This window comes from Bradyrhizobium sp. BR 1433 (assembly GCF_051547665.1).
Taxonomy (GTDB): domain Bacteria; phylum Pseudomonadota; class Alphaproteobacteria; order Rhizobiales; family Xanthobacteraceae; genus Bradyrhizobium; species Bradyrhizobium australafricanum.
In genome coordinates this window covers 6,649,592-6,675,019 of the sequence record NZ_JBPUGG010000001.1, presented here as the reverse complement: position 1 = coordinate 6,675,019, position 25,428 = coordinate 6,649,592, and the positions used below count along the sequence as shown (strand labels likewise).

Annotated in this window: 27 protein-coding genes and 1 pseudogene; 13 read left to right on the top strand and 15 right to left on the bottom strand. The window is 63.2% G+C overall.

All coding sequences use genetic code 11. The features are described 5' to 3' along the window. The 3 genes from ACSKB9_RS32135 to ACSKB9_RS32125 are packed head-to-tail and all read right to left on the bottom strand — an operon-like array spanning position 1 to position 2,178. Positions 1-813, bottom strand: a complete 813-nt coding sequence (locus ACSKB9_RS32135; RefSeq protein WP_438078146.1) for a GDP-mannose 4,6-dehydratase — start codon at positions 811-813, stop codon at positions 1-3. Between the two features lie 14 nt (positions 814-827). Next, a complete protein-coding gene (locus tag ACSKB9_RS32130; protein WP_438078144.1) occupies positions 828-1,001 on the bottom strand; it encodes an NAD-dependent epimerase/dehydratase family protein in 174 nt (57 codons plus the stop codon). Continuing rightward, entirely contained in the window at positions 976-2,178 is a 1,203-nt protein-coding gene (locus ACSKB9_RS32125; protein ID WP_438078142.1) for a glycosyltransferase, read from the bottom strand. The genes ACSKB9_RS32130 and ACSKB9_RS32125 overlap by 26 nt, the downstream gene beginning before the upstream one ends. 284 nt (positions 2,179-2,462) lie before the next feature. Here ACSKB9_RS32125 and ACSKB9_RS32120 point away from each other — a divergent pair, with 284 nt between their 5' ends. From ACSKB9_RS32120 to ACSKB9_RS32110, 3 genes are read left to right on the top strand one after another with little or no spacing between them, the layout of a single operon-like run. Further along, positions 2,463-2,720 (top strand): hypothetical protein, encoded by a 258-nt coding sequence (locus ACSKB9_RS32120; RefSeq protein ID WP_438078140.1) that lies wholly within the window; start codon positions 2,463-2,465, stop codon positions 2,718-2,720. Positions 2,721-2,733: 13 nt separating this feature from the next. Continuing rightward, positions 2,734-2,967, top strand: coding sequence for a hypothetical protein (locus ACSKB9_RS32115; protein WP_438078138.1), 234 nt, complete (start codon positions 2,734-2,736; stop codon positions 2,965-2,967). Further along, positions 2,915-3,331: a hypothetical protein gene (locus tag ACSKB9_RS32110; RefSeq protein ID WP_438078137.1), complete on the top strand. Its 417-nt coding sequence runs from the start codon at positions 2,915-2,917 to the stop codon at positions 3,329-3,331. Before ACSKB9_RS32115 ends, ACSKB9_RS32110 begins: the two co-directional genes overlap by 53 nt. A 223-nt stretch (positions 3,332-3,554) precedes the next feature. On the opposite strand, the gene ACSKB9_RS32105 is transcribed toward ACSKB9_RS32110, so the two are convergent. The 3 genes from ACSKB9_RS32105 to ACSKB9_RS32095 all read right to left on the bottom strand — a co-directional run bounded on the left by ACSKB9_RS32105 (position 3,555) and on the right by ACSKB9_RS32095 (position 6,578). Further along, entirely contained in the window at positions 3,555-3,758 is a 204-nt protein-coding gene (locus ACSKB9_RS32105; protein WP_438078135.1) for a hypothetical protein, read from the bottom strand. A gap of 715 nt (positions 3,759-4,473) precedes the next feature. Continuing rightward, complete coding sequence (locus ACSKB9_RS32100) at positions 4,474-5,805, bottom strand: tyrosine-type recombinase/integrase (protein WP_438078133.1); 1,332 nt, start codon at positions 5,803-5,805, stop codon at positions 4,474-4,476. Positions 5,806-6,272: 467 nt separating this feature from the next. Further along, a complete protein-coding gene (locus ACSKB9_RS32095; protein ID WP_438078131.1) occupies positions 6,273-6,578 on the bottom strand; it encodes a hypothetical protein in 306 nt (101 codons plus the stop codon). Positions 6,579-6,756: 178 nt separating this feature from the next. Here ACSKB9_RS32095 and ACSKB9_RS32090 point away from each other — a divergent pair, with 178 nt between their 5' ends. Continuing rightward, positions 6,757-7,128, top strand: a complete 372-nt coding sequence (locus ACSKB9_RS32090) for a DUF4118 domain-containing protein (RefSeq protein WP_438078129.1) — start codon at positions 6,757-6,759, stop codon at positions 7,126-7,128. Between the two features lie 69 nt (positions 7,129-7,197). Here the strand turns inward: ACSKB9_RS32090 and ACSKB9_RS32085 are convergent, their stop codons facing one another. Continuing rightward, positions 7,198-7,338 (bottom strand): hypothetical protein, encoded by a 141-nt coding sequence (locus ACSKB9_RS32085; RefSeq protein WP_411782496.1) that lies wholly within the window; start codon positions 7,336-7,338, stop codon positions 7,198-7,200. Positions 7,339-7,510: 172 nt separating this feature from the next. Here ACSKB9_RS32085 and ACSKB9_RS32080 point away from each other — a divergent pair, with 172 nt between their 5' ends. Further along, positions 7,511-7,741, top strand: a complete 231-nt coding sequence (locus ACSKB9_RS32080; protein ID WP_438078127.1) for a hypothetical protein — start codon at positions 7,511-7,513, stop codon at positions 7,739-7,741. Positions 7,742-7,915: 174 nt separating this feature from the next. On the opposite strand, the gene ACSKB9_RS32075 is transcribed toward ACSKB9_RS32080, so the two are convergent. The 3 genes from ACSKB9_RS32075 to ACSKB9_RS32065 all read right to left on the bottom strand — a co-directional run bounded on the left by ACSKB9_RS32075 (position 7,916) and on the right by ACSKB9_RS32065 (position 10,448). Beyond that, positions 7,916-8,098, bottom strand: coding sequence for a hypothetical protein (locus ACSKB9_RS32075; RefSeq protein WP_438078126.1), 183 nt, complete (start codon positions 8,096-8,098; stop codon positions 7,916-7,918). A gap of 54 nt (positions 8,099-8,152) precedes the next feature. Next, a complete protein-coding gene (locus ACSKB9_RS32070) occupies positions 8,153-8,689 on the bottom strand; it encodes a hypothetical protein (protein WP_438078124.1) in 537 nt (178 codons plus the stop codon). Between the two features lie 211 nt (positions 8,690-8,900). Further along, positions 8,901-10,448 (bottom strand): acetolactate synthase large subunit, encoded by a 1,548-nt coding sequence (locus ACSKB9_RS32065; protein ID WP_438078122.1) that lies wholly within the window; start codon positions 10,446-10,448, stop codon positions 8,901-8,903. A 387-nt stretch (positions 10,449-10,835) separates the two neighbouring features. Here ACSKB9_RS32065 and ACSKB9_RS32060 point away from each other — a divergent pair, with 387 nt between their 5' ends. The 3 genes from ACSKB9_RS32060 (at position 10,836) to ACSKB9_RS32050 (ending at position 13,973) form a co-directional block, all read left to right on the top strand. Continuing rightward, positions 10,836-11,411 (top strand): L,D-transpeptidase, encoded by a 576-nt coding sequence (locus tag ACSKB9_RS32060; RefSeq protein ID WP_438078120.1) that lies wholly within the window; start codon positions 10,836-10,838, stop codon positions 11,409-11,411. 94 nt (positions 11,412-11,505) lie between these two features. Beyond that, positions 11,506-12,306, top strand: a complete 801-nt coding sequence (locus tag ACSKB9_RS32055; RefSeq protein ID WP_438078118.1) for a DUF2927 domain-containing protein — start codon at positions 11,506-11,508, stop codon at positions 12,304-12,306. Positions 12,307-12,977: 671 nt separating this feature from the next. Continuing rightward, positions 12,978-13,973 carry a LysR family transcriptional regulator gene (locus ACSKB9_RS32050; protein WP_438078116.1) on the top strand — a complete coding sequence of 332 codons (996 nt, stop codon included), beginning with the start codon at positions 12,978-12,980 and terminating at the stop codon, positions 13,971-13,973. 14 nt (positions 13,974-13,987) lie between these two features. Here the strand turns inward: ACSKB9_RS32050 and ACSKB9_RS32045 are convergent, their stop codons facing one another. After that, positions 13,988-14,200, bottom strand: a complete 213-nt coding sequence (locus ACSKB9_RS32045) for a hypothetical protein (protein WP_438078114.1) — start codon at positions 14,198-14,200, stop codon at positions 13,988-13,990. A gap of 452 nt (positions 14,201-14,652) precedes the next feature. On the opposite strand from ACSKB9_RS32045, the gene ACSKB9_RS32040 reads away from it, so the two are divergent. Next, the gene (locus ACSKB9_RS32040) at positions 14,653-15,801 is read left to right on the top strand and encodes an ABC transporter substrate-binding protein (protein ID WP_438078112.1); all 1,149 of its coding nucleotides are present in this window, start codon (positions 14,653-14,655) and stop codon (positions 15,799-15,801) included. Between the two features lie 108 nt (positions 15,802-15,909). Here the strand turns inward: ACSKB9_RS32040 and ACSKB9_RS32035 are convergent. Both ACSKB9_RS32035 and ACSKB9_RS32030 read right to left on the bottom strand, forming a co-directional pair. After that, positions 15,910-17,035: pseudogene (locus ACSKB9_RS32035) on the bottom strand (M48 family metallopeptidase). Positions 17,036-17,039: 4 nt separating this feature from the next. After that, positions 17,040-18,191 (bottom strand): DUF898 family protein, encoded by a 1,152-nt coding sequence (locus tag ACSKB9_RS32030; protein WP_438080496.1) that lies wholly within the window; start codon positions 18,189-18,191, stop codon positions 17,040-17,042. Positions 18,192-18,456: 265 nt separating this feature from the next. On the opposite strand from ACSKB9_RS32030, the gene ACSKB9_RS32025 reads away from it, so the two are divergent. From ACSKB9_RS32025 to ACSKB9_RS32010, 4 genes are all read left to right on the top strand, one after another. Beyond that, entirely contained in the window at positions 18,457-18,831 is a 375-nt protein-coding gene (locus ACSKB9_RS32025; protein WP_438078110.1) for a hypothetical protein, read from the top strand. Positions 18,832-19,073: 242 nt separating this feature from the next. Next, a complete protein-coding gene (locus ACSKB9_RS32020) occupies positions 19,074-20,345 on the top strand; it encodes a cytochrome P450 (protein WP_438078108.1) in 1,272 nt (423 codons plus the stop codon). Positions 20,346-20,375: 30 nt separating this feature from the next. After that, the gene (locus ACSKB9_RS32015; protein WP_438078106.1) at positions 20,376-21,650 is read left to right on the top strand and encodes a cytochrome P450; all 1,275 of its coding nucleotides are present in this window, start codon (positions 20,376-20,378) and stop codon (positions 21,648-21,650) included. 99 nt (positions 21,651-21,749) lie between these two features. Further along, positions 21,750-23,591 (top strand): methyltransferase domain-containing protein, encoded by a 1,842-nt coding sequence (locus ACSKB9_RS32010; protein ID WP_438078104.1) that lies wholly within the window; start codon positions 21,750-21,752, stop codon positions 23,589-23,591. 239 nt (positions 23,592-23,830) lie between these two features. On the opposite strand, the gene ACSKB9_RS32005 is transcribed toward ACSKB9_RS32010, so the two are convergent. Beyond that, positions 23,831-24,792 (bottom strand): IS630 family transposase gene (locus tag ACSKB9_RS32005; protein ID WP_438071698.1). Its coding sequence is split into 2 segments (ribosomal slippage): positions 23,831-24,453 and positions 24,453-24,792, totalling 963 coding nucleotides; the frame shifts between segments, so codons are not numbered across the junction. 91 nt (positions 24,793-24,883) lie between these two features. Further along, positions 24,884-25,393: a MarR family winged helix-turn-helix transcriptional regulator gene (locus ACSKB9_RS32000; protein ID WP_057019292.1), complete on the bottom strand. Its 510-nt coding sequence runs from the start codon at positions 25,391-25,393 to the stop codon at positions 24,884-24,886. Positions 25,394-25,428 lie beyond the last annotated feature (35 nt).

The window sequence follows — 25,428 nt, the reverse complement described above, 5'->3', positions numbered from 1 at the left end:
CTAAATATTGTAAACGTTTGCGCGATACGAGGCGATGTTGGCTTTCACAAAGCTGATGGTTCGCTCCAATCCCTCGTCGATTGAGGTTTCAGGCGTCCAGTGCAGCAAGCGTTGGGCTTTTTCATTGTTGGAGACGAGCCGGAGCACTTCGCTCATTGCGGGGCGAATGCGCTTCGGGTCTTGGACAATTCGTTTTCGTACATTCATCAACGACAATATCCGCTGCGCGAAGTGACCAACGGAGAATGTCTGGCCAGTGCCGAGGTTGATTGTCTCGCCTTCAATCCCCGATGTCGCTCCTGCCGCGAGAAAGCCGCCGACCGTGTCCCCCACAAAGGTCATGTCGCGCAATGTATCCAGGGCGCCGAGCTCGATTACCTCCGACGTCGCGGCTTGTGAAATAATAGTGGGAATGAAGGCCCGAGCTGATTGCCGCGGGCCGAAAGTATTGAATGGCCGAACGGTGACTACGGGCGTCGAGAAGGAGCGAAAATAGCTCTCCACCATCTTATCGGCGCCAATCTTGGACGCGGAGTAAGGTGATTGCCCCTGGAGCGGGTGGCTTTCGGAAATCGTGTCGGTGAGCGCGGTTCCGTAGACCTCCGACGTCGATGTGTGGACAACGCGGGTGACGCCAAGACGCCGCGCCGCCTCAACAATGTTTAGCGTCCCTTCGATATTCGTGCGGACGTAGCTTCGAGGCGCAACATACGAATAAGGAATCGCGATCAACGCCGCGAGGTGAAATACAATGTCTTGGCCTTGTACCGTCTGAGAGACAAACTCCGGATCTTCGATGTTTCCAGCGACCACCCTGATCGAGCTCTTCAGATCGGGTGATAAATGCTCGAGATTTCCCCAAGCGGGGACGAGCTATACCGGATCATCGCCGTAACATCGGCGCCGGCTCTCGCGAGAGCTTCCGCGAGATGACTTCCTATGAAGCCACCAGCACCTGTAACTAAGACCTTTCGTCTATGGTAGAACCGATTGAGATCCATGATTGCACAATGTTTTGGTTGGACTTGCATCCCCACGATGCGTGATGAGGCGTGAATAGATCTCGAGAATCCTCGGTACGACCACGTCTCTCGAAAACTGTTTCTCAAATCTTTCGCGAGCCATTTGGCCCATGCGCTTGCGAGTCGCTGGATCTTGCGCGAGGCGCACAATGACTTCTGCAGCAGCCGCGGGGTTATTGTGCGGAATCAGGAAGCCATCAATTCCGTCCCGGACGACAGAACGACAGCCGGGTACATCAGTCGCAATCATTGGCAGGCCGTATCCAGCGGCCTCCATGAGCGCCCGCGGCATTCCTTCGCTTTCGGATAGGAGGATGGCAATGTCCGCATGCGCCCAAACCGTCGCAATGTCAGGGGCCGCCCCCATCCATTTGACGCCATCAATAAGCGAAAGCTGGGCGAGCTCCCCAGAAGTGTAGCTCGTCGGATTAGCCTGATCCGGCGTCCCCCAAAGCTCCAACTCGATCTGGCGCTCCTGAGCCCGCGCAAGGCGCACGGCTTCCACCGTATCCTCGAGTCCCTTCGATTTGAGCATTCGTCCCAAAAAGGCGACGCGAACGGCGCCATCATCGGCTCTCTTGCCGGATTGGCCTGGCTCGATCTCGATACCCCATCCACCGATAACCACAGAGTTTGACAGATGCGGAAACTCAAGGCGATCGTCCGCATTCTCAAATGAAACGAGAGCAACCGGAGCTTGGGCGAGCCAGCCGGTCAGCAATCGAACGAATTGTCGGACGATCCCAGCCGCCCAACCGGCGCGATCCCACAAACGTCCAAGGCCCGTAAATGAGACAAGAAGAGGATATTTGCGCCCGATCAGACCCGATAGGCCTAACAAAACAATGGATCTTATGGTGAGAGCATGAACCAGGTCCGGCTGCTCTTCCGACAGAATTCTACGAAGACGCAAGATCGAGCGAAGCAGGGAAAAGGCTGAGAGAGAGGCACGCTCCGTCGGCATTTCCAGTACGCGGAAGCCTTCCCGCTCGATCGCACCTCGGCAGCGTCCCGCGAACGTGGCAACCAGAACTTCGAGTCCCACGGCGCGCACTGCGCGAGCAGGCTCTAGAAAGTGCGTCGTGAATGTCGAATCTTCCGGTACGACATATAAGATTCGAGGCCGAGCCTCGGCGCGCCCAACACCCGCCCCCACGGAAAACCCCACTAACCAAACGTTAATTCGCGAAACTGAATATTGTAAGTTGTATTGGCCTGCGCGCTCGCTCGGCCGCGCCGGTAGTTAGGTTAGAGCGCGTAAAGTTACCAGAAGAAACTTTGTACGGAATCGACCGACGCACGTGAGCACTTGCCCAGGCGTGCTCAAACTGCAGCACAAGTGCTGCCACGACAGTGCCACCCTCCGCGGCAGCCACGTCCAAAAAGAGCCGAAGCTGCGCAAGCGCCAAGACGAGCGGGGGGAATCTGGGGGAAGCGACTATGATCAATGTGACCCGAAGGGCGCTGCGCGTGTACGCGGCGCTCAATGAGCTACGCGGAAATGAGAACGATGTTCTCGACGCCCTGATCCCGTTCTTCGAACCGATCCTTGCTCTGATGAACAGGACGGTCTTTGACTCCTACGTGTTCTCAGTCGGCGTCTGTACCGGTGGCGCTTCACAGGCGACATTGCTTCCACGTTCATCCCCGTCTCGAGCGCAAGGGCATCCTGAAGCGGCGGGCGCGGGCCGGCAATGAAACCATCTGATTCGTGAACTTCACCGATCCGCAAGGTGACGGTGCTCCTCCGGCTATCATGACGGCGCTCGAAAAGATCATCGATGAGTTCGAGCAATTTCCGCCGAAGGTCACTGACCTGCTCTTGTACACGAAGACCCGCGAAGAACTGAAAGACATCCTCATCCGGTTCCTCGTGATGATGAATACCGCAGGTGAAGGCGCGAGCCGAAGATCCGCCGGCAACTGCGCAAGAGTTGCTTTTTGAAGAGATTCACAAGCAGTCAATGGAGCTCATCAGGCGCATCGAAAATATGTTGGTGACCGTTGTAAGGACACAGGTCATCATCGAGAGCTTTATGATCGAACTACTCGAAGCGCACGGGAGAGACCCGCAACGATTCTTCTACGCAGGGCAGAAGATGGCGGAGTGCAGGGACAAGATTGACCCGCCAGAAGTCGGACAACCGCTATGGGAGCTTTTGAGATCGCGAAGAACACCTCCTCGGGCGGAATATCAGGCGCTGATGCCCATTCACCACGTAGTATCGACGCTGTACTGGCTGTCCTTTGCGACGGCAATTTATATCTTCGCTGCGCTGCTGACGGCCCTGGTGTATAAATTTTGGTGAGGCGCACCGCTCGTGCTTGATCGCGCAGCCGGTCGAGTAGCGCGACCGCCCGCCGCCTTGCGTTCTCGCCTTCGGGGTGCGACCTTGCCGCTGCGAAAGTCGAGCGCGCGGGCCGTCTACGGCCGCGCGCGCAAGGCGCTCCTTCTGCCGAGCGGCCCCGTCCGTGGCGCGATCGCAGCGCTTAGCCTCGGGCTTGCCGGAGCGCTGCTCGGAGCCGCTCCCTCTATTTCCTCCATCGCGCCTCCTCAGCCCGCGATCGTTTCTTGAGAACCCCGGCTTCGGCTTGGATGACCGCGGCCTTCTTGTCGTGCTCGCCCTCTGCTTCTTCTAGCGCCGCCTGTGCTCTTGCAATTGCTTTCTGGCGCCGTTCGCGTTGCTTTTCCCTGGCGGCTTCGTCGCGCTGGCGCTCGGTACCGCGGGTCTCCACCGCCGAATCCGGTGGCTCTTGGTGCCCCTTGTTTTACAGGGTTTTGCGCGCGTCGCAGTCAGATGGCGGAAAGGGAGGAATTCTCACCCAAGTCACGGTCGAGTTCGCGGCCCATCGTGTTACCGACCACGACTACTTTGTCGAATTTTACCGATTGAGAGCAGGACAGGAATATGATTCCTGTGTTCAAGAGCTACGTACTGGCGGATCGCATATTTGTGCCTAGGATGCCGATCGCCCCCCCAGCGATTCACAATTGCTCTCAAGCTCTCGGCAAAGGGGGCGTGATTCGTCCTATTAGTACGCCACAGCTACCCAGCAGCCTTACCTGCGCTCTAGCTCTCTTTCTTCGTTGAGGAGGCTCCGATCTTGTTGCCGCAGACGTCACGGTTCGGGGCGCAGGCATGGATGGCAAGGACGAAAAGGGCCGGATCGAGGCATTAGAGTCTAGGTAATCTGAAAATGCCGCCCACCACGAAGCGCCGTCGCAAGAACCGTGGCATGCCGCCGCCCGCGACATTTGATATAGATACGCTGCCGAACAGCTCAAATTTAACGGCATTAGAGACGGCCGCGGTTATCCGGCGCACGCCGGGAGCGCTGGAGCAGTGGCGGCGCGATCCGAACCACCCGCTGAAATGGCGCTACGTCGACGGCCGCCCGCTTTATCGGGCGGACGCCGTGCGCGACTATTTGGCCAAATGCCATAAGGCCACTAAGCCGTCTCAGCCGCATAGTGCTCACGGAGACGGCCCAGCAACTCGGCCTTGATCGGATCGAGCGGATTCGTTCGCTGCAGGCGCACGACCTTCCCGACCCGCATCGCGCCGACCAGCTCCGCGATGTAATCATGAGCCGCTTCGAATGCCATCTTGCGGATGATCCACTGTTCGTCGTGATTATAGACCTGATCGATTCCGCTTGGCTTTTGTCCGACACATAGCCGCTGGATTTCGTTGTCGTAGCCGCAGCGCGACATGATGGTACGCAGACTACGCCTCAAGTCATGCATGGTGAATTTTGCGACGCCCGCGTCCTTGACCAAACGGTTGACCATCTTGGTGAAGCCCGACATCTGACCACCGGTCTTCGGTGACGGGAAGACATAGTCGGACGTTGCGCGCTGGAAATGCTTCGCGGCCGCGAGCACCTCATCAATAAGGTGAGTGCGCGGCACATCGTGGTGCAAGCCCATCTTCGTCCAAGCCGCATCGAAGGTGATGCGGTCGTCCATGACGTGCTTTTGCCATTCGATCATGGTTGGCTCACTCCGGCGCGGGCCACCGAGCAGGCACGTCCTCACCAGGAGCCCAAAGGTGCCGAGCTTGCCGGATGCATGCCAGACCTTGATGATTTCTTCATCGGTAAGTGCGCGGCCCTTCGTTCGGCGTCCGACCCTTTGCGCGCGGGTTTCCTTGGGCTCGCGATATCCCGCCAGCACGTTGTGGTCGACATAACCCTCGCCAACGCACCATTCGAGGAACGTATGGGTGTGCTTGCGCAGGTCCTTGGCCGCGCCCCGCTTGCCGGTCTTGGCAATCTTGTCGACCGCTGCCATGATTTGCCGCCGAGTCAGGTCCCCGACGCCGCTATCGGCGTGATCCGTGAGCCCGCGCCGCAACGCCGACATGGCCGGCTTCCAGTTGACGACCTGACGACCGGTCAAGGACGTCTGGTAGGGACCATCTTCGACGACCAAGTCCGCCAAGGTAGTGCGCTGCTTTTCGGCTGCCTGTTGCCGCCTCGCCTCGCGTTTCGCATCGTTGGGGTCCATGCCCTTGAATACCTCGCCTGCGGCGATGGTGGCGGCCTTGCGCGCCGCCTTCTCATTATACTTGGGCCACGGACCGAGGGTCTTGCGTTGGGTCCCTCTCACTCCCGGCTTGGTGAAGAGGTAAACCCAGGTCCGGCCGCCGGTGGCGCGCATGCGCAGGGCGAGGCCGGGCAGCTTGTCGTCATGGAGATAATGCTGCGCCTTGCCCGGCGGCAACACAGCGCTGCGGATCACCGCGTCGGTAAGTGTCAGTTGGTTGCTCGGCTCCGGCATGGTCCCTACGCTCCTTGTCGTCGCAGTGTGCCCCCGCAGTCGCCCGGATCATCCAAGCGACGGGAAAGCCGCATTGACTTTCCTTCGCTTTTCCCGCCTCGGGGCACACCAGCGTGGAAGGACGGCCCTTCGAGAACAGAGGGGGCACAGACCCTCCCCGATTTGTGTGCCCCAAGGGAAAATCTGCGGCGGGCACAACGGGGGCACACAAAATGCAGTATGGCCGCTTATGGTCCCTTGAGGTCAAAACGACCATAAACTACTGTAACAGATTGAATTATTTCGACAACACTATGGCCGGGTGCGATCAGTATGGATCTACGGATTGTGGTTCACACGGGAGAGGTCCAAGGTTCGATCCCTTGTGCGTCCACCATCCCCTTCGGGACCGCCTCGTCAAAAAATATCGAAAACAACCCCATGCAAAGTAGCCGACGCGTTAGCGGCGGCGACCCGGCCTTTCCGGCTTACTGCCGGCGGCGGTGCGGGGCGGGTGACGGGTTGGCGGGGCGCCGGCTGAGTTCGCCGAGCAGGTCGCGAACGGCGCCGTCGAGTTCATCGGGTGGCGGGATGGCGTGATCGGCGCCCTGCGTGCCGGTCGGCCGATACCAGCCGCGGGCAGAGCTGTCGTCATTTGCGGCGCGAACCTGCGGCGCGCGAACGTGAACGCGCGGAGTAGACCGCCGTCTGCGGCGAGAGATCAGCTCGCGCACGCCGTACCCCGCCGCGAACCCGATCCCGGCGACGACAACGACAATCAGAAGCTCGAGCATGTGTGTCCCCCAATCACCGTGCCGCAATGCAATATGCGCGACAATGCGGCGGCGGCTTGACCGGGCCGGTTCCTTTTCACTGTATCGAGCACAACCCTGCCCCACGGAATCGTACGGGGTTTTGTTTGCTGGCCTCCTCGGCTACCTTCCCGGAACTCGCGGGGGCCGGGAGTTCTGGATGCGCAACGGTAACGACTACATTTTGAAGCTGCGGCCTTGGTCGTTGTCGACATTCGTCGTCGCCCTGCTTGCGGTGGTGCTGGCCACCGCGACCCAGGAGATGTTCGCGAGCTTCGGCATGCAGTTCTATTTCGCGGGCTTCGTGCCGGCGATCCTGATCGCCGGCCTGATGGGCGGCGCGCCCGCCGGCGCCTTTGCGACGATCATCACGGTACCGATCGTCTGGTGGGCGTTCATGCCGCCCTATTTCGAGTTTTCCTGGCCGACGGCGGACGACTATGACAGCCTGGCGATGTTCCTGCTGTCGAGCGCGCTCTTGGTCTGCTTCTCGCAGCTCTATCGGGAAGCGCTGGCAATTCTGCGGAAGTAACGGACGGCGCAGGCCGCGACCGGCCGCCGGGCGATAGCGCGCCGGCTGCCTATCGTGGATCGTCGGCTCTCAGATCCCGAACATCCAGATCGCGACGATGGTGGCCAGCGTCGCCACGCCGCTGATGGTCCAGCCCACCGCGTAGAAGCTGTCCTCGGGGGCGGTGTCGAGCACCGTATTGGTGGTTTCCGTCACTGACCGCCAGCGCATGGCGTCTCTCCTCGGAACTCCTGCCCGGCCGGATAACGCGGCGCCCGGTTCCCGGTTCCGCGGCGGCCATGCCGTTCACGCAGAGCTCACGGACTGCTGATCGAGGCGGCGGAACCCTGCGACATTCTGTCCCGTTAAGGGCTCGCCGGAAACCAACTTGGGAGAATATCCGATGCGAACACTGATCCTCGCCGCCACCGCCCTTGCCTTCGTCTCGTCCACCGCGCTCGCGCAGGACAAGGCGGGCGGCAGCCCGGCCCCCGCCGCGCAAAGCGGCGACACCGCGACCAAGGGCGAGGCGGCCAAGGCGAAGAAAGCGAAGAAGACCGCCAAGAAATCGAGCGCCAAGACCGGCGCCAAGACTGGTGCCGCCACGACCGGCAGCGATGCTACCAAGCAATAAACAGAAACAATCGCGCTCGGTGATCCACTTGGCGATCACGGAAAAGGCCGCCCGAAGGCGGCCTTTTTACTGTCTCGGTGCGGATGCTGCCCCGGCCCGTCGCGTCGCAATCACAAGTGCGCCGACCACCTCGGGCAGTGGAAGTTGGGGCGTTGGAAGTTGGGGCAGTGGAAGTTAGATCAGTGCAAGCTGGACCAGCGAGAGCTGCATCAGCGAATTCAGGTGCGGGAGGGGGAGCGAAAGAGTTGCGGAGCTGATAATCCGCACCGCCATCGGATCGTTCTGAAAATTGACCACCAGCTCCAGGAATTGCTCCACCTCCCGCACCTTCTGTTGTGCCGCGCGTGCAGGGGCCACGCATGATCCAAACGGGCTATCACTGCAAACGCGAGGAAAGATTCATCGATAGACTTAATGCGGAGCGCCATTGTCGCGCCTGCTCGTGAGCCCGCTCTCGCGTAGCCGCTCGGCAAACCAGAGCGATGTCGCGCTATCGATGGCTCCCCCGGCATAGACCTCGGAGAAGCTCACCCCGCTTTGTCCGACGATCACCAGCACGCCCATCGCATAGGCAAACCAGACATTCGGATCGGTCAGCGCCTGCAGCTTGCGCTGATCGTGCTCGATCGGCTGGTGATTGCTGTCCTTGCGCAGTTCGATGGCCAGGAGATTGTTCGGGATGTCGCGCTGATGCACGACGATATCGGGATAGATCGACTTGCCGAGATGGTCGTCGGTCGAGCTCCCCGAGCCGCGCGGCAGCCGCAGCGTGCGTTCGCCGAGCCGGTCGTAGTTGCAATCGACCTGCCAGCCGGAAAATTGCCGCTCGACATAGACCGCCAGTCGGTGAGTGAGCGTTCGCTCGCCGAGATCGCGCTCCAGCAGGAATATCTCCTGCGCATAGAATTCCTCCACGGCGGCGATCACCTTGTTCAGCTCGGTCTGCATTGGCGCCTCCTAGAGCACCGTAGGGCAATCGCATATGGCAGCGAAGAGCTTTGCGCTGCGATTTCGGCATTCGTCATGGCCGGGCTTGTCCCGGCCATCCACGTCTTTCTTGATGTGGAAACCAAGGCGTGGATGCCCGGGACAAGCCCGGGCATGACGAGTTTGTGGAAGCACTGCTCTGGGCCGCCGCCGCGGCCTTTCAGCTACGCCCCTACATCTGCACTTCGATCAGCCGCGGTCCCGGCTCCGCAACGGCTTCCGCGAGCGCCTTGTTGAACTCGTCGGCCGTCGTCACCCCCCTGCCCGGTACCCCCATGCCCCTGGCGAGCGCGACGAAGTCGAGCGTCGGCCGGTCGATCTTCAGCATGTCCTGAGCCCGCTTGCCCGGCTCGCCGGCGCCGACGCCGTCGAACTCGCCGCGCAGGATCTGATAGATGCGGTTGGCGAACACGATGGTCACGACGTTGAGCCCTTCGCGCGCCTGGGTCCACAGCGACTGGATCGTGTACATCGCGCTGCCGTCGCCGACCATGCAGATCACCTTGCGGTCCGGACAGGCGACCGCCGCGCCGGTTGCCACCGGCGTCGAGAAGCCGATCGAGCCGCCCATGTTCTGCAGCCAGTCATGCGGCGCGGCCGCCGCCGTCGGCGGGAAGAAGCCGCGGCCCGTGGTGACGGATTCATCGACCATGATGGCGTGCTCGGGGATCGCGCACGCAATCGCCTGCGCGATCGTGGCGTGGTCGAGCGCACCGGTCGGCTTGACCAGTTCCTGCAATTGCTGCGGCTTGACGTCCTGCGCGGTCGCATGCAGCGCGCCCGCGAGCGCCTCGAGCGCCGCGACCGAATTCTCGCCCCAGGCGGTCATGCGATGCACCTCGCAGCCTTCCGCCTTCAGCATGCTCGGCTTGTTCGGATAGGCGAAGAACGCCACGGGATCGTTGGCCTCGACCAGCACGATGTGACGGAATTTCTTCAGGATCGGCAACGCCTGCTCGATCACATAGGGAATGCGGTTGATCGAGAAGCGGCCGCGGCCGCGCGCCATGCGCGGGTGATAGGTCTGGCCCATCACCGTGCAGCCGGTCTTGCCGGCGATGCGCTCGGCGAGCGCCAGCCCGTGCTCGGTCAGCGCGCTGCCGGTGACGAGCAGCAGCGTATGCGCGGCATCGCCGTGCAGGATCTTCGCCGCGGTGTCGACCGCCTGCGGCGAATAGCTCGGGCGCTGCGTGTCCACGGGCACCTCGGCGATGCCGTCGGCTTCGTTCCAGGCGGTGTCGGCCGGCAGGATCAGGGTTGCGATCTGCGGCGGCGCGCTCCTGGCGGCGGCGATCGCGGCCGCGCCGTCGGCCGCAACCGACTTGGCATCCGGCGAGGTGCGCACCCAGGACGACATCGGCCGCGCCAAGCCCTCAATGTCTGACGTCAGCGGCGCATTGTAACCGATGTGGTAGGTGGCATGCTGACCGACGATGTTGACGATCCCGGAATGCGCCTTCTTGGCGTTGTGCAGATTGGCAAGGCCGTTGGCGAGGCCGGGCCCGAGATGCAGCAGCGTCGAGGCCGGCGTTCCCTTCATGCGGAAATAACCGTCGGCCGCACCGGTCACCACGCCTTCGAACAGACCGAGCACGCAGCGCATGCCCGGGACCTTGTCCAGCGCCGCGACGAAATGCATCTCCGAGGTGCCGGGATTGGTAAAACAGACATCCACGCCGCCTGCGACCAATGTCTGCACCAGACTTTCCGCACCATTCATGCTCTCGCTCCCGTTTCGAGATGTTCTTGAGTCGCTCAGAGCATGATCCGATCCGATTGAATCGGATCATGCTCGTATCCTTTTGTTTGGTCGCATTTTCTTCACGCGAACCGGTGCCCACTTCGCTCGAAAACGCTCCAGCTTTTGTTTGGTCGCGTTTTCTTGACGCGAACCGGTACCCACTTCGCTCGAAAACGCTCCAGATCAACCATTCTTCAGCGGCTTCGTCAAAGGCTTGGCCGGACAATGCAGGTATCGCTTCCGATCTGTTGCCTTTTTAAACCGTGTTGTTTGAAAATACCTGAAGTCACGGCTTCGTCGCTTGCGAAACGCCGGCAATTGTGGCCTCTCTGACTGCATATTTGATTGTTCGCGAGGACGACGACCATGCGCCCGATTGCCTTGATGTTTGCCGCGCTCACGATCCTGGCAGGTGCCGGCCAGGCCCACGCACAGTTCTTCGATTCCCGCGGCTATCAGTCCGAGCCCCCGAGCTTCTTCGGCGGCGGCGGCGCAAGCCCGATCCCGCGCACCACCGTCAACTACCCGACCAACTACGCTCCCGGCACCGTCGTGGTGAACACCGCCGAACGCCGGCTCTATCTCGTGCTGGCGAACGGCCAGGCGCTGCGCTACGGCATCGGCGTCGGCCGCGACGGCTTCCGCTGGAGCGGTGTCCACCGCATCTCCGCAAAGAAGGAATGGCCGGCGTGGACGCCGCCGTCGCAGATGCTGCGCCGCCGCCCCGATCTGCCGCGCCACATGAACGGCGGCATCGAGAACCCGCTCGGCGCGCGCGCGATGTATCTCGGCTCGACGCTCTACCGCATCCACGGCTCGAACGAGCCGGAGACGATCGGCCAGGCCGTCTCGTCGGGCTGCTTCCGCATGACCAACGACGACGTCACCGATCTCTATGGTCGCGTCTCGGTCGGCACCACCGTGGTGGTGAAGAACAACTGATCGCGTCGATTTCAACGGAACCAGGCGCCGGCCATTCGGCAAGATCGCTGATCCCGCCTTGCGCTGCCGCAAACCTTGCGGCAGCGTTGTCACAATGTCCCAGCACCGTCCTTCGATCCTCGTTCTTCTCGCCGCAACGCTCGCCGCTTGCCTCGCTGATGCCGCGCTGCCCGCGGCCGCCACCGAGGTACCGGCGATCGCCGCTCGCCAGCGCAACGAGAAGAAGGTCTTCACCGACGCCGAGATCGTCGAGGGCTTTCTGAAAACCGCGTTCGGCGCTGAATATCATCTCGCCGGGCGCGTCGACCGCATCCGCAAGTATGACAGTCCGGTACGCGTGTTCGCCGACGGCAGCCGCGCCGACCGCAAGGCCCAGCTTGCCAAGGTCGTCGCCGACATCCGAAGCAAGGTGCAGCATCTCGACATCGCGATGACCGAAAGCAACGAAGCGGCCAATGTCGTGGTCAAGCTGGTGCGCGACCGCGAGCTGTACCGCACGATCGCGACCTTCTACGGCCAGGAGCGCGCCAGGGAGATCCGCTCCTCGCTCGACCCGCAATGCCTGTCCGGCTTCCGCAAGAACGAGAACTACGAGATCGAACATTCCGACGTGATCCTCACTGTCGACAACGGCGATTTTGTCTTCCTCGACTGCGCCTATGAGGAGCTATTGCAGTCGCTCGGCCCGATCAACGACACCGCCACCGTGCCCTGGACCATGTTCAACGACAACGTCTCGATGGGCTATTTCGACGTCTACGACCAATATCTGCTCAACCTGCTCTACGACCCCCGCATCAAGCCCGGCATGACCGTGCAGGAGGTCAAGGCCGTGCTGCCCGCCGTGCTCGCCGACGTCCGCGCCTGGGTGGCGAAGGTGAACCATCTGGAGTGAGGGGGGCGGGCGCCGTCGATCGGCGCACACGCTCGCGGCATTCACAGCCGTCGTCCCGGCGAAAGCCAGGACCCATACGCCGCGGCCGATGTTGTGAACGGGACTCGTCGTTCCGACATCGCGCAACAATGAACTTCGGTGGTAATGGGTCCCGGCCTTCGCCGGGACGACGATGAAGTCGGAGAGCAGTCAGGCCCCGTCATGAGGCGCACTGGGCGCATCTCGAAGGATACACGGCCACAGTCGGGCCGTCGTGCTTCGAGACGGCCGCTGCGCGGCCTCCTCAGCATGACGGTGATGGAATGGCGTACGGTCTCCCCAATCGTCGTCCTGGCGAAAGCCAGCGACCCATTACCACCGCACTTGATGATGAACGAGATCGCGGCCACAGCATCGCGCAACAATTGACATTTGGGGTAATGGGTCCTGGCCTTCGCCAGGACGACGAGGATGGTTCTCGCGCGACGTAACGTAGCGTCATTGCGTAGACCTCGCCCGGCTTTGACCGGGCGATCCAGTATTCCGGAGACAGTCATTGTTGAACCGCGCGCACCGAAGGCATGGTTGCATGGCGGCCGTCCTGACTTCTCGTATTGGTTGTATTATAATCGCATAACAATGCACGACGCAGGTCGGATGCGCGCCAAAAAAGTGTGCTATAAGCATGCGCGATGATCGAGCTTCCCCGTACCCAGGCCTTGCGTTGCTTCATCACGGTTGCCCGTGAGGGCACGGTATCGCGCGCAGCGGCGATGCTGAAACTGACCCAGCCCGCGGTTAGCCTGCAACTCAAGGCACTCGAGGAAAGCACCGGGCTGCAGCTGTTCAACCGCACGCCTGCCGGCTTCACCCTGACCGAGGCCGGCGCCGCGCTGCTGCCGCTGGCACACCGGGCGGTCGCGGCCGCCTCCGACTTCAAGGCGATGGCGGACTCGCTCAACGAGGCGCAGCGCGGTACGCTGCGCGTCGGCACCATCCTCGACCCCGAATTCACCCGGCTCGGACCGTTCGTGCGCAGCCTTGCGATGTCCTCGCAGCGCACCGAAGTCTTCCTGCGCCATGGCGTGAGCGACGACGTGCTGGCGCAGATCGGCCGCGGCGAACTCGACGTCGGCTACTATGTCGACGCCACGCCTCAGGACCAGCTCGTCCATCACAGCTTCACCGAACGGACCATCGCCGACGGCCGCTACCAGCTCGCCCCGCTGCTCTGCTACGACTACCGGGTGATCGCACCGATCGCCTGGCGCGACCGGGTGATGGGCAAGGGCTGGGCCGAGCTCGCCGAGTTGCCCTGGCTGGCGACACCGCCGCACTCCGGCCACCGGCGGCTGCTCGACGACATCTTCCGCCCGCTCGGCGCATTGCCGAAGCGGATCGGCTACACCGACCAGGAAGAGGCGATGATCGACTTCGTCGAATCCGGCCTCTGCCTCAGCCTCGCACGCGACACCGTGCTGGCGCCGCGGATGGCGCGGCCGCATCAGTTCGTGGTCGCCGACAAGGTGAAGCTGACCTGCGATCTGTCCTTCGCCAGCCTCGCCGCCCGCCGCCAGGAGCCGGTGATCGCGCACGCCTTCGCAAGCGTGCGCGCGGTTTGGAATATCAAGCCGACGATCGCCGGCGCCGGACCGACGCGGACACGGAAGGTCGCAAAGAACGTGTGACGCGGACGCTCGGCTTAGGCCGCGGCGACCAGCGGTCTCGTCATCTCCGCCATTGTCGGCACCAGCGACGGCGCTTCGCAATCCTGCAGCGAGAGCTCGTTGATGAGCTCTCGCAGCCTTGGCGGCAGATCAGCGTAATCGCCGCGCAGGGCATGGCGCAGCCGCTCGCCAATCTCTTCGCAGATGGCGCGCGCGTGCTCGGACGCAATCGGATGAGGCTCAATCATGGACGTGGACCGCTGGCGATGACTGCGCGCCGTCCCACTGCACTTCCGCAACCACGGATCCCGCATGTGCACATGCGATCAAGACGAGGATCCGAACAATGCTGAACATGGTTCGTACTCCCTTTTCCTGTCCTTCAATAACAGCAGGACGTTGCCGCCCGATTAGGGAAACTGGTTCTCACGGCCTTTAAGGGATTGGTAAACGCGAGGTTGAGGACGGGCGGAGCCCGTTCAAGAGCTCCGGACGATGTCGGCCTCGCCATCCGCGTTCCCCGTTCCGGCACCCCGGCCGATCAGGGCAGGACTCGAAGGGCGCACGGCCCTGCCCAGCGCCGCGCAGTGTCCCCAATCAGGGGGACAGACGGATCGGGCGGAATCAATATGATGCGCGAGCGGACGGCGGTCGGCTATCATCGGCCGCAGATAAAAAGAACCTGCTGGGAGGATTTGCAATGAAGCTGGCCATGGCCGGACTGTTGACATTTGCGAGCGCGATCCTGATCGCGCCGGGCGCGCGTGCCGACATCAAGGTCGGCGTCGTGGTGTCCGGATCCGGACCGGGCTCGGCGCTCGGCCAGCCGCAGATGCGCACCATCGCCGCGCTGCCGAAGGAGATCGGCGGCGAGAAGGTGACCTATATCGCGCTCGACGACGAGTCCGACCCGACCAAGGGCACGCAGAATGCCCGGCGCCTCGTGATCCAGGACGGCGTCGATATCCTGATCGGCTCCTCGCTCACCCCGGTGACTATGCCGATGCTCGACGTCGCCGTGGAGAGCAAGACGCCGATCATCTCGCTCGCGGCGGCGACCGCGATCGTGCAGCCGATGGACGACCGCCGCCGCTGGGCGTTCAAGGTGGTGCCCAATGACGACCTGATGGCGGCGGCGATCCTGAAATACATCGCCAAGTCCGGCATCAAGACGCTCGGCTATATCGGCGTCTCCGACGGCTATGGCGAAGGCTATTACAAGGAGGTGTCGCGGCTCGCCCCGCAGCTCGGCCTCACCGTGACGACGCATGAGGTCTATGCGCGGGCCGACACCAGCGCGATGGGCCAGGCGCTCAAGGTGATCGCGACCAATCCGGAAGCGGTGTTCATCGCCTCCGCCGGCACGCCCGCCGTACTGCCGCAGGAGGCGCTGCGCAGCCGCGGCTATGCCGGCAAGATCTTCCAGACCCATGGCGTGGCCTCGGAGGAGTTCATCAAGCTCGGCGGCGCCAATGTCGAGGGCGCGATCTTCACCGGCGAAGCCTTCACCATCGCCGACGATCTGCCGGCGAACGATCCGTTCCGCCAGGTGCGCGACGAGTTCGTGTCGTCCTACGAGAAGGCCAACGGGCAGAAGCCGAACATCTTCGGCGCGCATCTATGGGACGCCGTCACGCTGTTCAGGCGGGCGGCGGCGAATGCGCTCAAGTCCGCAAAGCCCGGCACGGCGGAATTCCGCGCCGCGTTGCGCGACGAGCTCGAGCGCGGCAAGGACGTCTACCTGAACAACGGCCTCTCGACGATGAGCCCGACCGATCACAACGGCTATGACGAGCGTTCGGCGTTTTTGATCAAGGTCGAGGGCGGCAAGTTCAGGCTGGTGAAGTAGGACGTAGGCCCGTCAGCCGGCAAAGACGTAGCGCGGATGAGCGAAGCGACATCCGGGATGCGCTTGGCCCGCATGTCGCTTCGCTCATGCGGGCTACTTGCTTCGCCGTCACACCTTGCCCTTGCCAGATCCGCAGATGCCCTTCAGCGCCTGCCATTCGGCCGATGACAGCAGCGGCGGACCGTCGGGCCGGCTGGCGGCATCGGCCTTGTCCATGCGCGCGAGGCGGTCCTCGGTCAAGGGATGGCTGGAGACGAGCGAGAGCCCCTTGCCGCCTTCCTTGCCGGTGACGCGGAACATCAGTTCGCCCATCGGCTTGGCCGGACGGCCGAGCTTGTGCATGGTCTCGATCGCGAAGCTGTCGGCGTTGGTCTCGGCGTCGCGCGAATAGGACGACGTCACCAGCGAGCGCGAGGCGAAGATCAGCGCACCGGAGCCGGTGACATCGCCGAACAACAGCCCGATCAGGAACGAGGTGCCGCCATTGTGGATCAATTCGCGCATGCTGTCGCGGTGCCGGAGATGGCCGAGTTCATGCGCCAGGACGCCGGCGATCTCGTCCGGGTTCTCGGCTTTGTCCAGCAGCCCGTTCGAACAGATAGACCTTGCCGCCGGGCAGCGCGAAGGCGTTCGGCACCGACGTCGCCAGCACGCCCGACTGCACCGACGTGTCGAAGCCCGCGGACTGCCGCAACTTGCCGACCAGCTTCGCGAAGGCCGCCTGGCCGGCCGGGTTGCTGCAGGGCTTGCCGTCGAACAGCACCTTGACCTGCGCCTCCGCGACATCGCCGATGCGACGCTCGAACGAGTCGGGCACCAGCGGCGTCAGCCGCTCGGCGGCGAGCGGCACGCCGAACAGCACCACCAGCACGATCGACACCGCGGCCGCGAGCGACCAGCCGACGATCGCGGCGACACCCCTGCGGTTCGGCCAATCCGCCTCGAGCGTGTCGCAGCGCGCGACCAGCGCGGCGATCAGCCCGGCGTCGCGGATGTCGAGCCGCGCCAGAGGCGGTGCGGTCAGGCAGCTCAGCCGCAACAGGCCGGACGGGCTGTCGGCGCGGCGGATGTCGTGAAACGCCCAGCGCGCGAGCAGCTCGCCGTCTTCGCGGATCTCCAGTGCGTCGGACAGTCTGAGTGCGACGATGCGCCGCCGGTTCGACAGGCCGTCGAAGAAGACGCCGCCGGGATTAGGCAGCGCCGCGGAGTTTGTCTCGCTGGAATCGGATTCCATGAGGCTAGAAACCCCCGACGTCGAGGCCGTCGGCAAAGCCTTCGCCGAGCGCGTTGGCGAGTTCGCCGCGCGCGGTGACGTTGGCGGCCGCCTGGATGTTGTGCACGATGGTCGAGGACAGCACCCGAACCCAGAGATCGCGCATCAGATAGACGCGCAACACCACGTTCAGCGCCAGCGCAAAGGCGAGGTAGCCGATGCCGAGCAGCACGATCAGCGGAATGCTCTTGGCGAACGCCTCGGTCCTGAAGAAGTCCGCGATCGAGGAGCCGTCCATGCTGGCGACCAGCAAGGTGCAGAGCGCGAGATAGGCCGCGAACACCACGCCGAGCAGCACGACCCAGCCGATCACCTTCCAGTACAGGCCGATCAGCGCGCCGCGGCGGAGGGTGGATTCCAGCCTCACGTCGCCGAAGCGGATTCCCGACAGCCACCAGCGCCACTCGACCGCCTTGAACGCGGCATAGGCGAACGGGGCGAAGATCGTGCTGTAGAGCGCGAACGGCATCAGGACCCAGAGCCACCAGCCCCGCGCGAAGAACTCCCAGCCGCGGCCGTCGAACGAGCCTTGAAGGTCGCCGTAATAGGAGTGCCGCATCTTGTAGCGTTCGAGCGCCGCCTCGCGCCACGGCAGCGCGAGGCCGAGCGTGATCACGACCAGCACGCCCCAGAGCGAGGCCTTGAGCGCATAGACCCAGCCCGAGCCGCTCATCCAGAAGCGGACGCCGCGCCACACGGTGCGGGTCAGGCGGTAACGCCGCGCGCGATAGATCGCGAACTGGCCAAACAAATAGAAGAAGGCGACCAGCGGCAGCGAGGCGAACGCCTTGAGATGCTCCGCCTCGATGCCGATCAGGAAGTAGCCGAGATAGATCGGCACCAGGATCGCGAGCGCGACCAGGAAGCCGATCAGGAGCTCCTTGCCGCGGCCGGTATATTCCGGCGCGTCGCCATCGATCTGGCTGTTCGACCACAGATGACGGCGGATGTCGGTGGTGAGCCAGAACCGGTAGAAGCCGACCGTGACCAGTTCGAGCCCGGCGCCGCGCGCGACCAGGCGAAAGAACTCCTTCCGGTTCCCTGAAAACGCCACCGGCATCGGCGGCGGGGCCGGTTGCGGAGGCGGCTGCGGCGGACCCAGCGGGGTCCAGCTCATGTCGTTCACGGGATGGCTCCTGGCGGGACAATCTCTGGGTATCAAAAGCACAGATTTGTCGTCGCGAGTGTGATCCAGGTTTCACACAAGGTCGAGATCGCCGGCCGATTTTTGGCGGGATGCGGTTGGCCATGCCTTAACGGCAATGCCGGAAAGCGCGCAGTCCTCGATCGACCGCCGGCGTCGAACCCCCGGGCGGCAATGACATACTTAACGATCAGGCGATGGAGGCGAAGCCGCCGCCGCAAACGAGGAAACCGCAGCGATGACCAGATGGATCTTGTCGGCATGCCTTCTGGCGCTCACGGCAGCTCCGGCTGCTGCTGTCGACGTGTGGCTGGATTCCTATCGCAATCCAAAGAGTGAGAATTTCCGCATCTTCAATCATATGTACCTCGACGGCGTCAGGGGCGGCCTGATGGCGTCCAATGCCTGGCTGAAACGGCATGGCGGCCAATTGTTGTTCTGCATGCCCGACGACCTCGCACTGAGCAGCGAGCAAACCGAAGAGATCATGCTCAAGTCCGCCGACAAGCGCTCGGCGAAAGGAGAGATGGTGATCGCTCTCCTGCTGCTGTGGGGGATGCAGGACACCTACCCCTGCGAAAAACCCGCCGGCGAGAAAACCGGCAGTCAATAAACGGCGCCTGCGCCGTTCGCACGCCCCGCCCGACCCAATCAAACGCCGTTTCAAACGGGCGTGGTCGCGTGCGCGGCCCCCTTCACCACCGGAAAGGCCCGGATTCGGCCGCTTTGGCCTGACATCAATGCGGCCAAATGCGCGTCGAGAGCCCTTGCGCAAACCGCCGAATGAGAATGTAATTCGGTAAAACATGCCGCGCCGGCCATGCCCCGGCAGCTCAAACGGTTGAGGAGCCGCTCATGCACGGGACCATCGATCTCGTCGACAACACGAATCTGGACGCCGCACGCGAACGCGCCAACACGCTTCCGCTCGCCGACTACGATCCCGGAGATCCCGAGCTGTTCAAGACCGATACCTTCTGGCCGTATTTCGACCGGCTGCGCCGCGAGGATCCGGTGCACTACTGCAAGGACTCGATGTTCGGTCCGTACTGGTCGATCACCCGCTACAACGACATCATGGACATCGAGACCAACCACTCGGTGTTCTCCTCGGCCGCCTCGCTCGGCGGCATCACCATCCGCGACGTGCCGCCGGATCTGCGCCGCGAAAGCTTCATCGCGATGGACCAGCCGCGCCATTCGGCGCAGCGCAAGACCGTGGCGCCGATGTTCACGCCGACGCATCTCGACGAGCTCGCCACCAACATCCGCAAGCGCTCGACCGAGTGCCTCGACGATCTGCCGCGCGGCGAGGTGTTCGACTGGGTCGATAAGGTCTCGATCGAGCTGACGACCCAGATGCTCGCGGTGCTGTTCGACTTCCCGTGGGAAGATCGCCGCAAGCTGACGCGCTGGTCCGACGTCGCGACCACCCTGCCCGGCGCCGGCGGCCTCGTCGCCACCGAAGACGAGCGGCAGGCCGAGCTGATGGAATGCGCGGGCTATTTCGCACGGCTGTGGAAGGAGCGCTCGGGCCAGCCGCCGAAGAGCGATCTGCTCTCGATGATGGCGCACAGCGACGCCACGCGGAACATGGACCCGAAGAACTTCCTCGGCAATCTGATCCTGCTGATCGTCGGCGGCAATGACACCACGCGCAACACGCTGTCCGGCAGCATCTATGCGCTGAGCAAGCATCCGGAGCAGTACCGCAAGCTGCGGGAGAATCCGGCGCTGATCGACAGCTTCGTGCCCGAGGTGATCCGCTGGCAGACGCCGCTCGCCCATATGCGGCGCACCGCGCTCGCCGACTACGAATTCCGCGGCCGCCAGATCAAGAAGGGCGACAAGGTGGTGATGTGGTACGTCTCGGGCAACCGCGACGAGGAAGCGATCGAGAAGCCCTACGAGTTCCTGATCGACCGCGCCCGGCCGCGCACCCACATCTCGTTCGGCTTCGGCATCCACCGCTGCGTCGGCCTGCGGCTTGCCGAGCTGCAGCTCAAGATCATCTGGGAGGAGATCCTCAAGCGCTTCGACACCATCGAGGTGGTGGAGGAGCCGCAGCGGGTGTATTCCAGCTTCATCAAGGGCTACGAGACGCTGCCAGTGCGCATCGCCGCCTGACGCGTCGCGAGCCAACCGGGATCAAGGAACATGAACGTCCAGACCGCCATCCGTGCCGACCGGGCCGAGTTGCTGCGCCAGGCCCGCGAGGAAGCGTATTCGACACCGCTCAGGGATTTTCATCCCGGCGCGCCAAAGCTGTTCCAGAACGACACGCTGTGGCCGTGGTTCGAGCGGCTGCGCAAGGAAGAGCCGGTGCACTACTGCACCAATGCGCCGATCGAACCGTACTGGTCGGTGGTGAAGTACAACGACATCATGCATGTCGACACCAGCCACGGCATCTTCTCCTCGGACTCCACGCTCGGCGGCATCTCGATCCGCGATGTGCCGCCCGGCTACGACTATCCGAGCTTCATCGCGATGGACCAGCCGAGGCACGCCCATCAGCGCAAGACCGTGTCGCCGATGTTCACGCCCACGCATCTCGACGAGCTGGCAAAGCTGATCCGGCAGCGCTCGGCCAGCGTGCTCGACAATCTGCCGCGCAACGAGACCTTCAACTTCGTCGAGCGCGTCTCGATCGAATTGACCACCCAGATGCTGGCGACGCTGTTCGACTTCCCCTGGGAGGAGCGGCGCAAGCTGACGCGTTGGTCCGACGTCTCCACCGCGCTGCCGAAGAGCGGCATCGTCAACTCGCCGGAGGAGCGGCGGCAGGAGATGGACGAGTGCTACGCCTATTTCTCGAAGCTCTGGAACGAGCGCGTCAACGCCCCGCCGCGCAACGACCTTTTGTCGATGATGGCGCATAGCGACGCCACGCGGTACATGGACCCCGACAATCTGATGGGCAACATCATCCTGCTCATCGTCGGCGGCAACGACACCACGCGCAACACCATGAGCGGCTCGGTGCTGGCGCTGCACGAGCATCCCGACCAGTTCAGGAAGCTGAAGGACAATCCCGCACTGATCGACACCATGGTGCCGGAGGTGATCCGCTGGCAGACGCCGCTGGCGCATATGCGGCGCACCGCGCTTGTCGACACCGAGATCGGCGGCAAGACGATCAGGAAGGGCGACCGCGTCGTGATGTGGTACGTCTCCGGCAACCGCGACGACGAGGTGATCGACCGCCCGAACGAGTTCATCATCGACCGCCCGCGGCCGCGCATCCACCTGTCGTTCGGCTTCGGCATCCACCGCTGCGTCGGCATGCGGCTCGCCGAGCTGCAGCTTCGGATCGTCTGGGAAGAGATGCTGAAGCGCTTCGACCGCATCGAGGTGGTCGGCGAGCCGAAGCGGGTCTATTCCAGCTTCGTCCGCGGCATCGAGAACCTGCCGGTGCGTATCCCGGGCTGAAGCCAGATTGTCCTTGGCCACAAGCGCGATCGGCCCTATGTCTTCCCGGGCGTGGTGGTTGATGCACCGCGTCTTGCAGCTTGGGCCAGTTGACGGAACATGAACCGAAAAGAGCGGCGTGCGGCCGGGAAGCAACGGGACGCGTCCAGCAAAAACGCACCTGCCTTCGGTTCCACGGGCGTCAACATTGACGGCCTCGCCGCCGAGGCCAGCCGCTTCTACGCGATGCGCCGCTTCAACGAAGCGCAGGAGATCTGCCGGCAGCTTCTCGCGCGCGATCCTGGCCATGTGCAAAGCCTGAATCTTCTCGGCCTGATGGCGCAGGCTGCCGGCGATCACCGGGCTGCAGCAAAGATGTTCACCAAGGCGATTGCCTCGGACGAGGTCAATGCCGCCTGCCATTACAACGCCGGCAATTCCTACCAGGCGCTGGGAAATCGCAGCAAGGCGGCCGCGCATTTCAGCAAGGCGCTGGCGCTCGGCATGGACGCGAAGGCGGTCGGCTTCATCCTGCAGAGCCCGACCGTCACCAGCTATGTCGGGCGGATTGCAAGCAAGTGGCCGCTACCGGTCACAAGCGTCGAATTGTTCGGCAGCGAAGGCGTCGCCCCGCTCGCGAACGACCTGTTCCTGCGCTGCGCGATGGAAACGACGACGCTGGCGAGCATGCAGCTTGAGGTGCTGTTCGGATATGCGCGGGCCGAGCTGTTGCGGCTCGCGAGCAAGCCGGATCAGGATGACGTCGACGACGATATCGTAGCCTTTGCCTGCGCGCTCGCGCGGCAGTGCTTCATCAACGAATATGTCTATGCGCAGACCGGGGCGGAAAGCGAAGGCGCGGGCGCGCTGCGCGACCGGTTGCTGCAGGACCTGGCATCAGGCGCTGCGATCACGCCGCTCACGCTGGCCGTTATCGCCGCCTATGTCCCGCTTCATGCCCTGCCTGATGCAGACGCGCTGCTGCGCCGGGATTGGCCCGCGACTGTCGCCGGCCTGTTGGGGTTGCAGCTTCGCGAACCCCGCGAGGAGATGGAAGAGCGCGGCGCCATTGCGACGCTGACCCCAATCAGGAACGACATATCCGTCGAGGTGATGCGCCAATACGAGGAAAATCCCTATCCGCGCTGGACCGTCAACCCGCTGACGGCCTTCGCAGCGGACCGGGCGCAGGGACGGACCGTCGCAACCGCGGACCAGCGAGCCGAACGGGATATCCTGATCGCCGGCTGCGGCACCGGCTCGCACGCGATCCAGATCGCGCAGGTCTATCCCAACGCCCGCCTGCTCGCCGTCGACATCAGCATGACCAGCCTCGCCTATGCGCGCCGCAAGACGCGGGAGTTCGGCTTGCGCAACATCGAGTATGCGCAGGCGGACATCCTGGAATTGGCCTCGATCGATCGCAGCTTCGACAGCATCGAGTCGGTCGGCGTGCTGCATCATCTTGCCGACCCCTTGGCCGGCTGGCGCGTGCTGGTCTCGCTGCTGCGGCCGGGCGGCACGATGCGCATCGGGCTCTACAGCGATCTGGCGCGCCGCGTCATCGTCGAGGCCCGCGATCGCATCGCGGCGCGCAATTATCGCGCCACCGCCGACGACATTAGACGCTGCCGGCAGGACATCTTCCGCGAAGCTGACAAATGGAAGCCGCTGATCGGCGCCAAGGATTTCTACAGCATGAGCGGCTGCCGCGATCTGCTGTTCAACGTCATGGAACACCGGCTGACGATTCCGGAGATCGCGGCATTCCTCAGCGAACACGGCCTGGCGTTCGGGGGATTCGAACCGTTCGACGATCCGGCGGTGCTCGAACAATTCCGCAAGCAGTTTCCGGGCACGGCCGACGAGACCAATCTCGATCAGTGGCACCGCTTCGAGGTCGATCATCCCGAGACTTTCTGGGACATGTACGTGTTCATGGCGGGCAAGAACGCGCGCTGACGGCAAGCTGCTGGAGCGTGAGGAGATGAGGTCGAATAGCGGCCGCGATGGCACCGCGCTCCCTCTCCCCGTTCTTACGGGGAGAGGGTTGGGGTGAGGGGCACTCTCCGCATAAGCGGTGATAGCTGTGTTTGCGGAAACTCCCCCTCACCCGGAACGCATCTAGCGATGCGTTCCGACCTCTCCCCGCACGCGGGGCGAGGTGAGCGGAGTTGGCCGCTCGATTCAGAGTAACCTCTCTAGAGCGTTAGCCGATCAGGTTGCAAGTAGCCCGCGGCGATGAAGTAGTTTGTGGATTCCGTGGGCGTGTAGGTGTCGATGATGCGCCCGACAGCATCCCAAAGGCCGCCGACGGTGCGTTCGGCGGCCTTCCGCAGATTTGCTTTGAGCTTGGCGAAGGCATTCTCGATCGGATTGAGGTCGGGACTGTAGGGCGGAAGATAGAGAAGCGTAGCGCCGGCCGCCTCGATCATCTCACGTATGCGGGGCCCTTTGTGGCTGGAGAGGTTGTCCATGATGACGATGGCGTGGTCTGGCAGCTCAGGAATGAGCACCTTTTCGACATAGGTCTCAAAGGCGTTGCGGTTGATGGGGCCATCGAGCACCCAGGGCGCGATGATGCCGCGTGTGGTTAGAGCGGCTACGCAGGTAGTTGTTTTCCAGTGGCCGTGAGGAACGCTGGCCCGCAGACGTTCTCCGCGCTGGCAGCGGCCATGGGTTCGCGCCATGTTGGTCGACGCCCAGGTCTCGTCGATGAAGACGAGCCGATCCCGGTCGAGCTTGCCCTGGCTCTCGCGCCAGGCCTCGCGTCGCTTCAAGACGTCCGGGCGATCCTGCTCTGAGGCATGGGCGGTCTTTTTTTACGCGTGATCTTGTGGCGCTCGAAGAAGCGGCGGATCGTGCCATAGCCAAAGGACAGGCCTTGTTTGCTCAAGCCGTCACGCAATTCCTCGATGGTGATATCCGGCGCCGTCTCGAGCAGAGCCATGATCGTCGCCTGATGAGTATCAATCCGGTGGGACTTGCGGTCGCCGCCCTGAGCCCTCGGCTGGGCATCGCCTTGCTCCCGCTCGCGCGTTCGCCAGCGGCTTACGCTTGCCGCGCTGACGCCAAATCGCTCGGCAGCCTGCCGGCCTGAAATGCCACTCTCAATACAGGCAAGCACACGTTCGCGAAGATCCATCGACAGCGGTTTCGCCATGCCCGCCGGCCTCCAGCTCCGGCGACCAGCTTGAAATCACCAAAACGCTGATTTGTGAATCCCCAACAATTCAGTCAGATCGGCCAACGCTCTAGCGCGCGTGCTGGCCCTTGCTGGTCGGCAACGGGCAATTGGTGCAGACCCGGTCGTCGCACATCCGGCAGATCGTGAAGCGATCCATCTCTGATGTATCCTGCCTTGCCAGCAGCTCGCGGATCAGCGTTGCGAGCTGCTTCCGCTCAGCGACCGACAGCACGTCGAGCAGCGACGTCACGGCCGAAATCCGCGACGCCAGCAGTTCGTTGCGGGACGCGGCGCCCGATGCCGTCAGGTGCAAGGCGACCTCGCGGCCGTCCTTGCCGGCCCGGCGTTCGACAAGCCGATCCGAAACCAGCCGATCCACCAGACGGACCGTTCCGGAATGCGACAGGCCAAGGATCCGCCTCAGCTTGTCGTTAGTCATGCCCTGGCCATAGCCGATGACGATCAGCGCCGCGGGCGTTTCGCCGCCGCGGCCGACGACCTCGCGCGCGCCTTGCTCGATCCGATCCATGACGGCGAGCGACAGCGCGCCCAGCAGATTGGCGATTCCGTTTTCCATACGGAGAATAATATGTGTGCTGCGCACAAAAAACA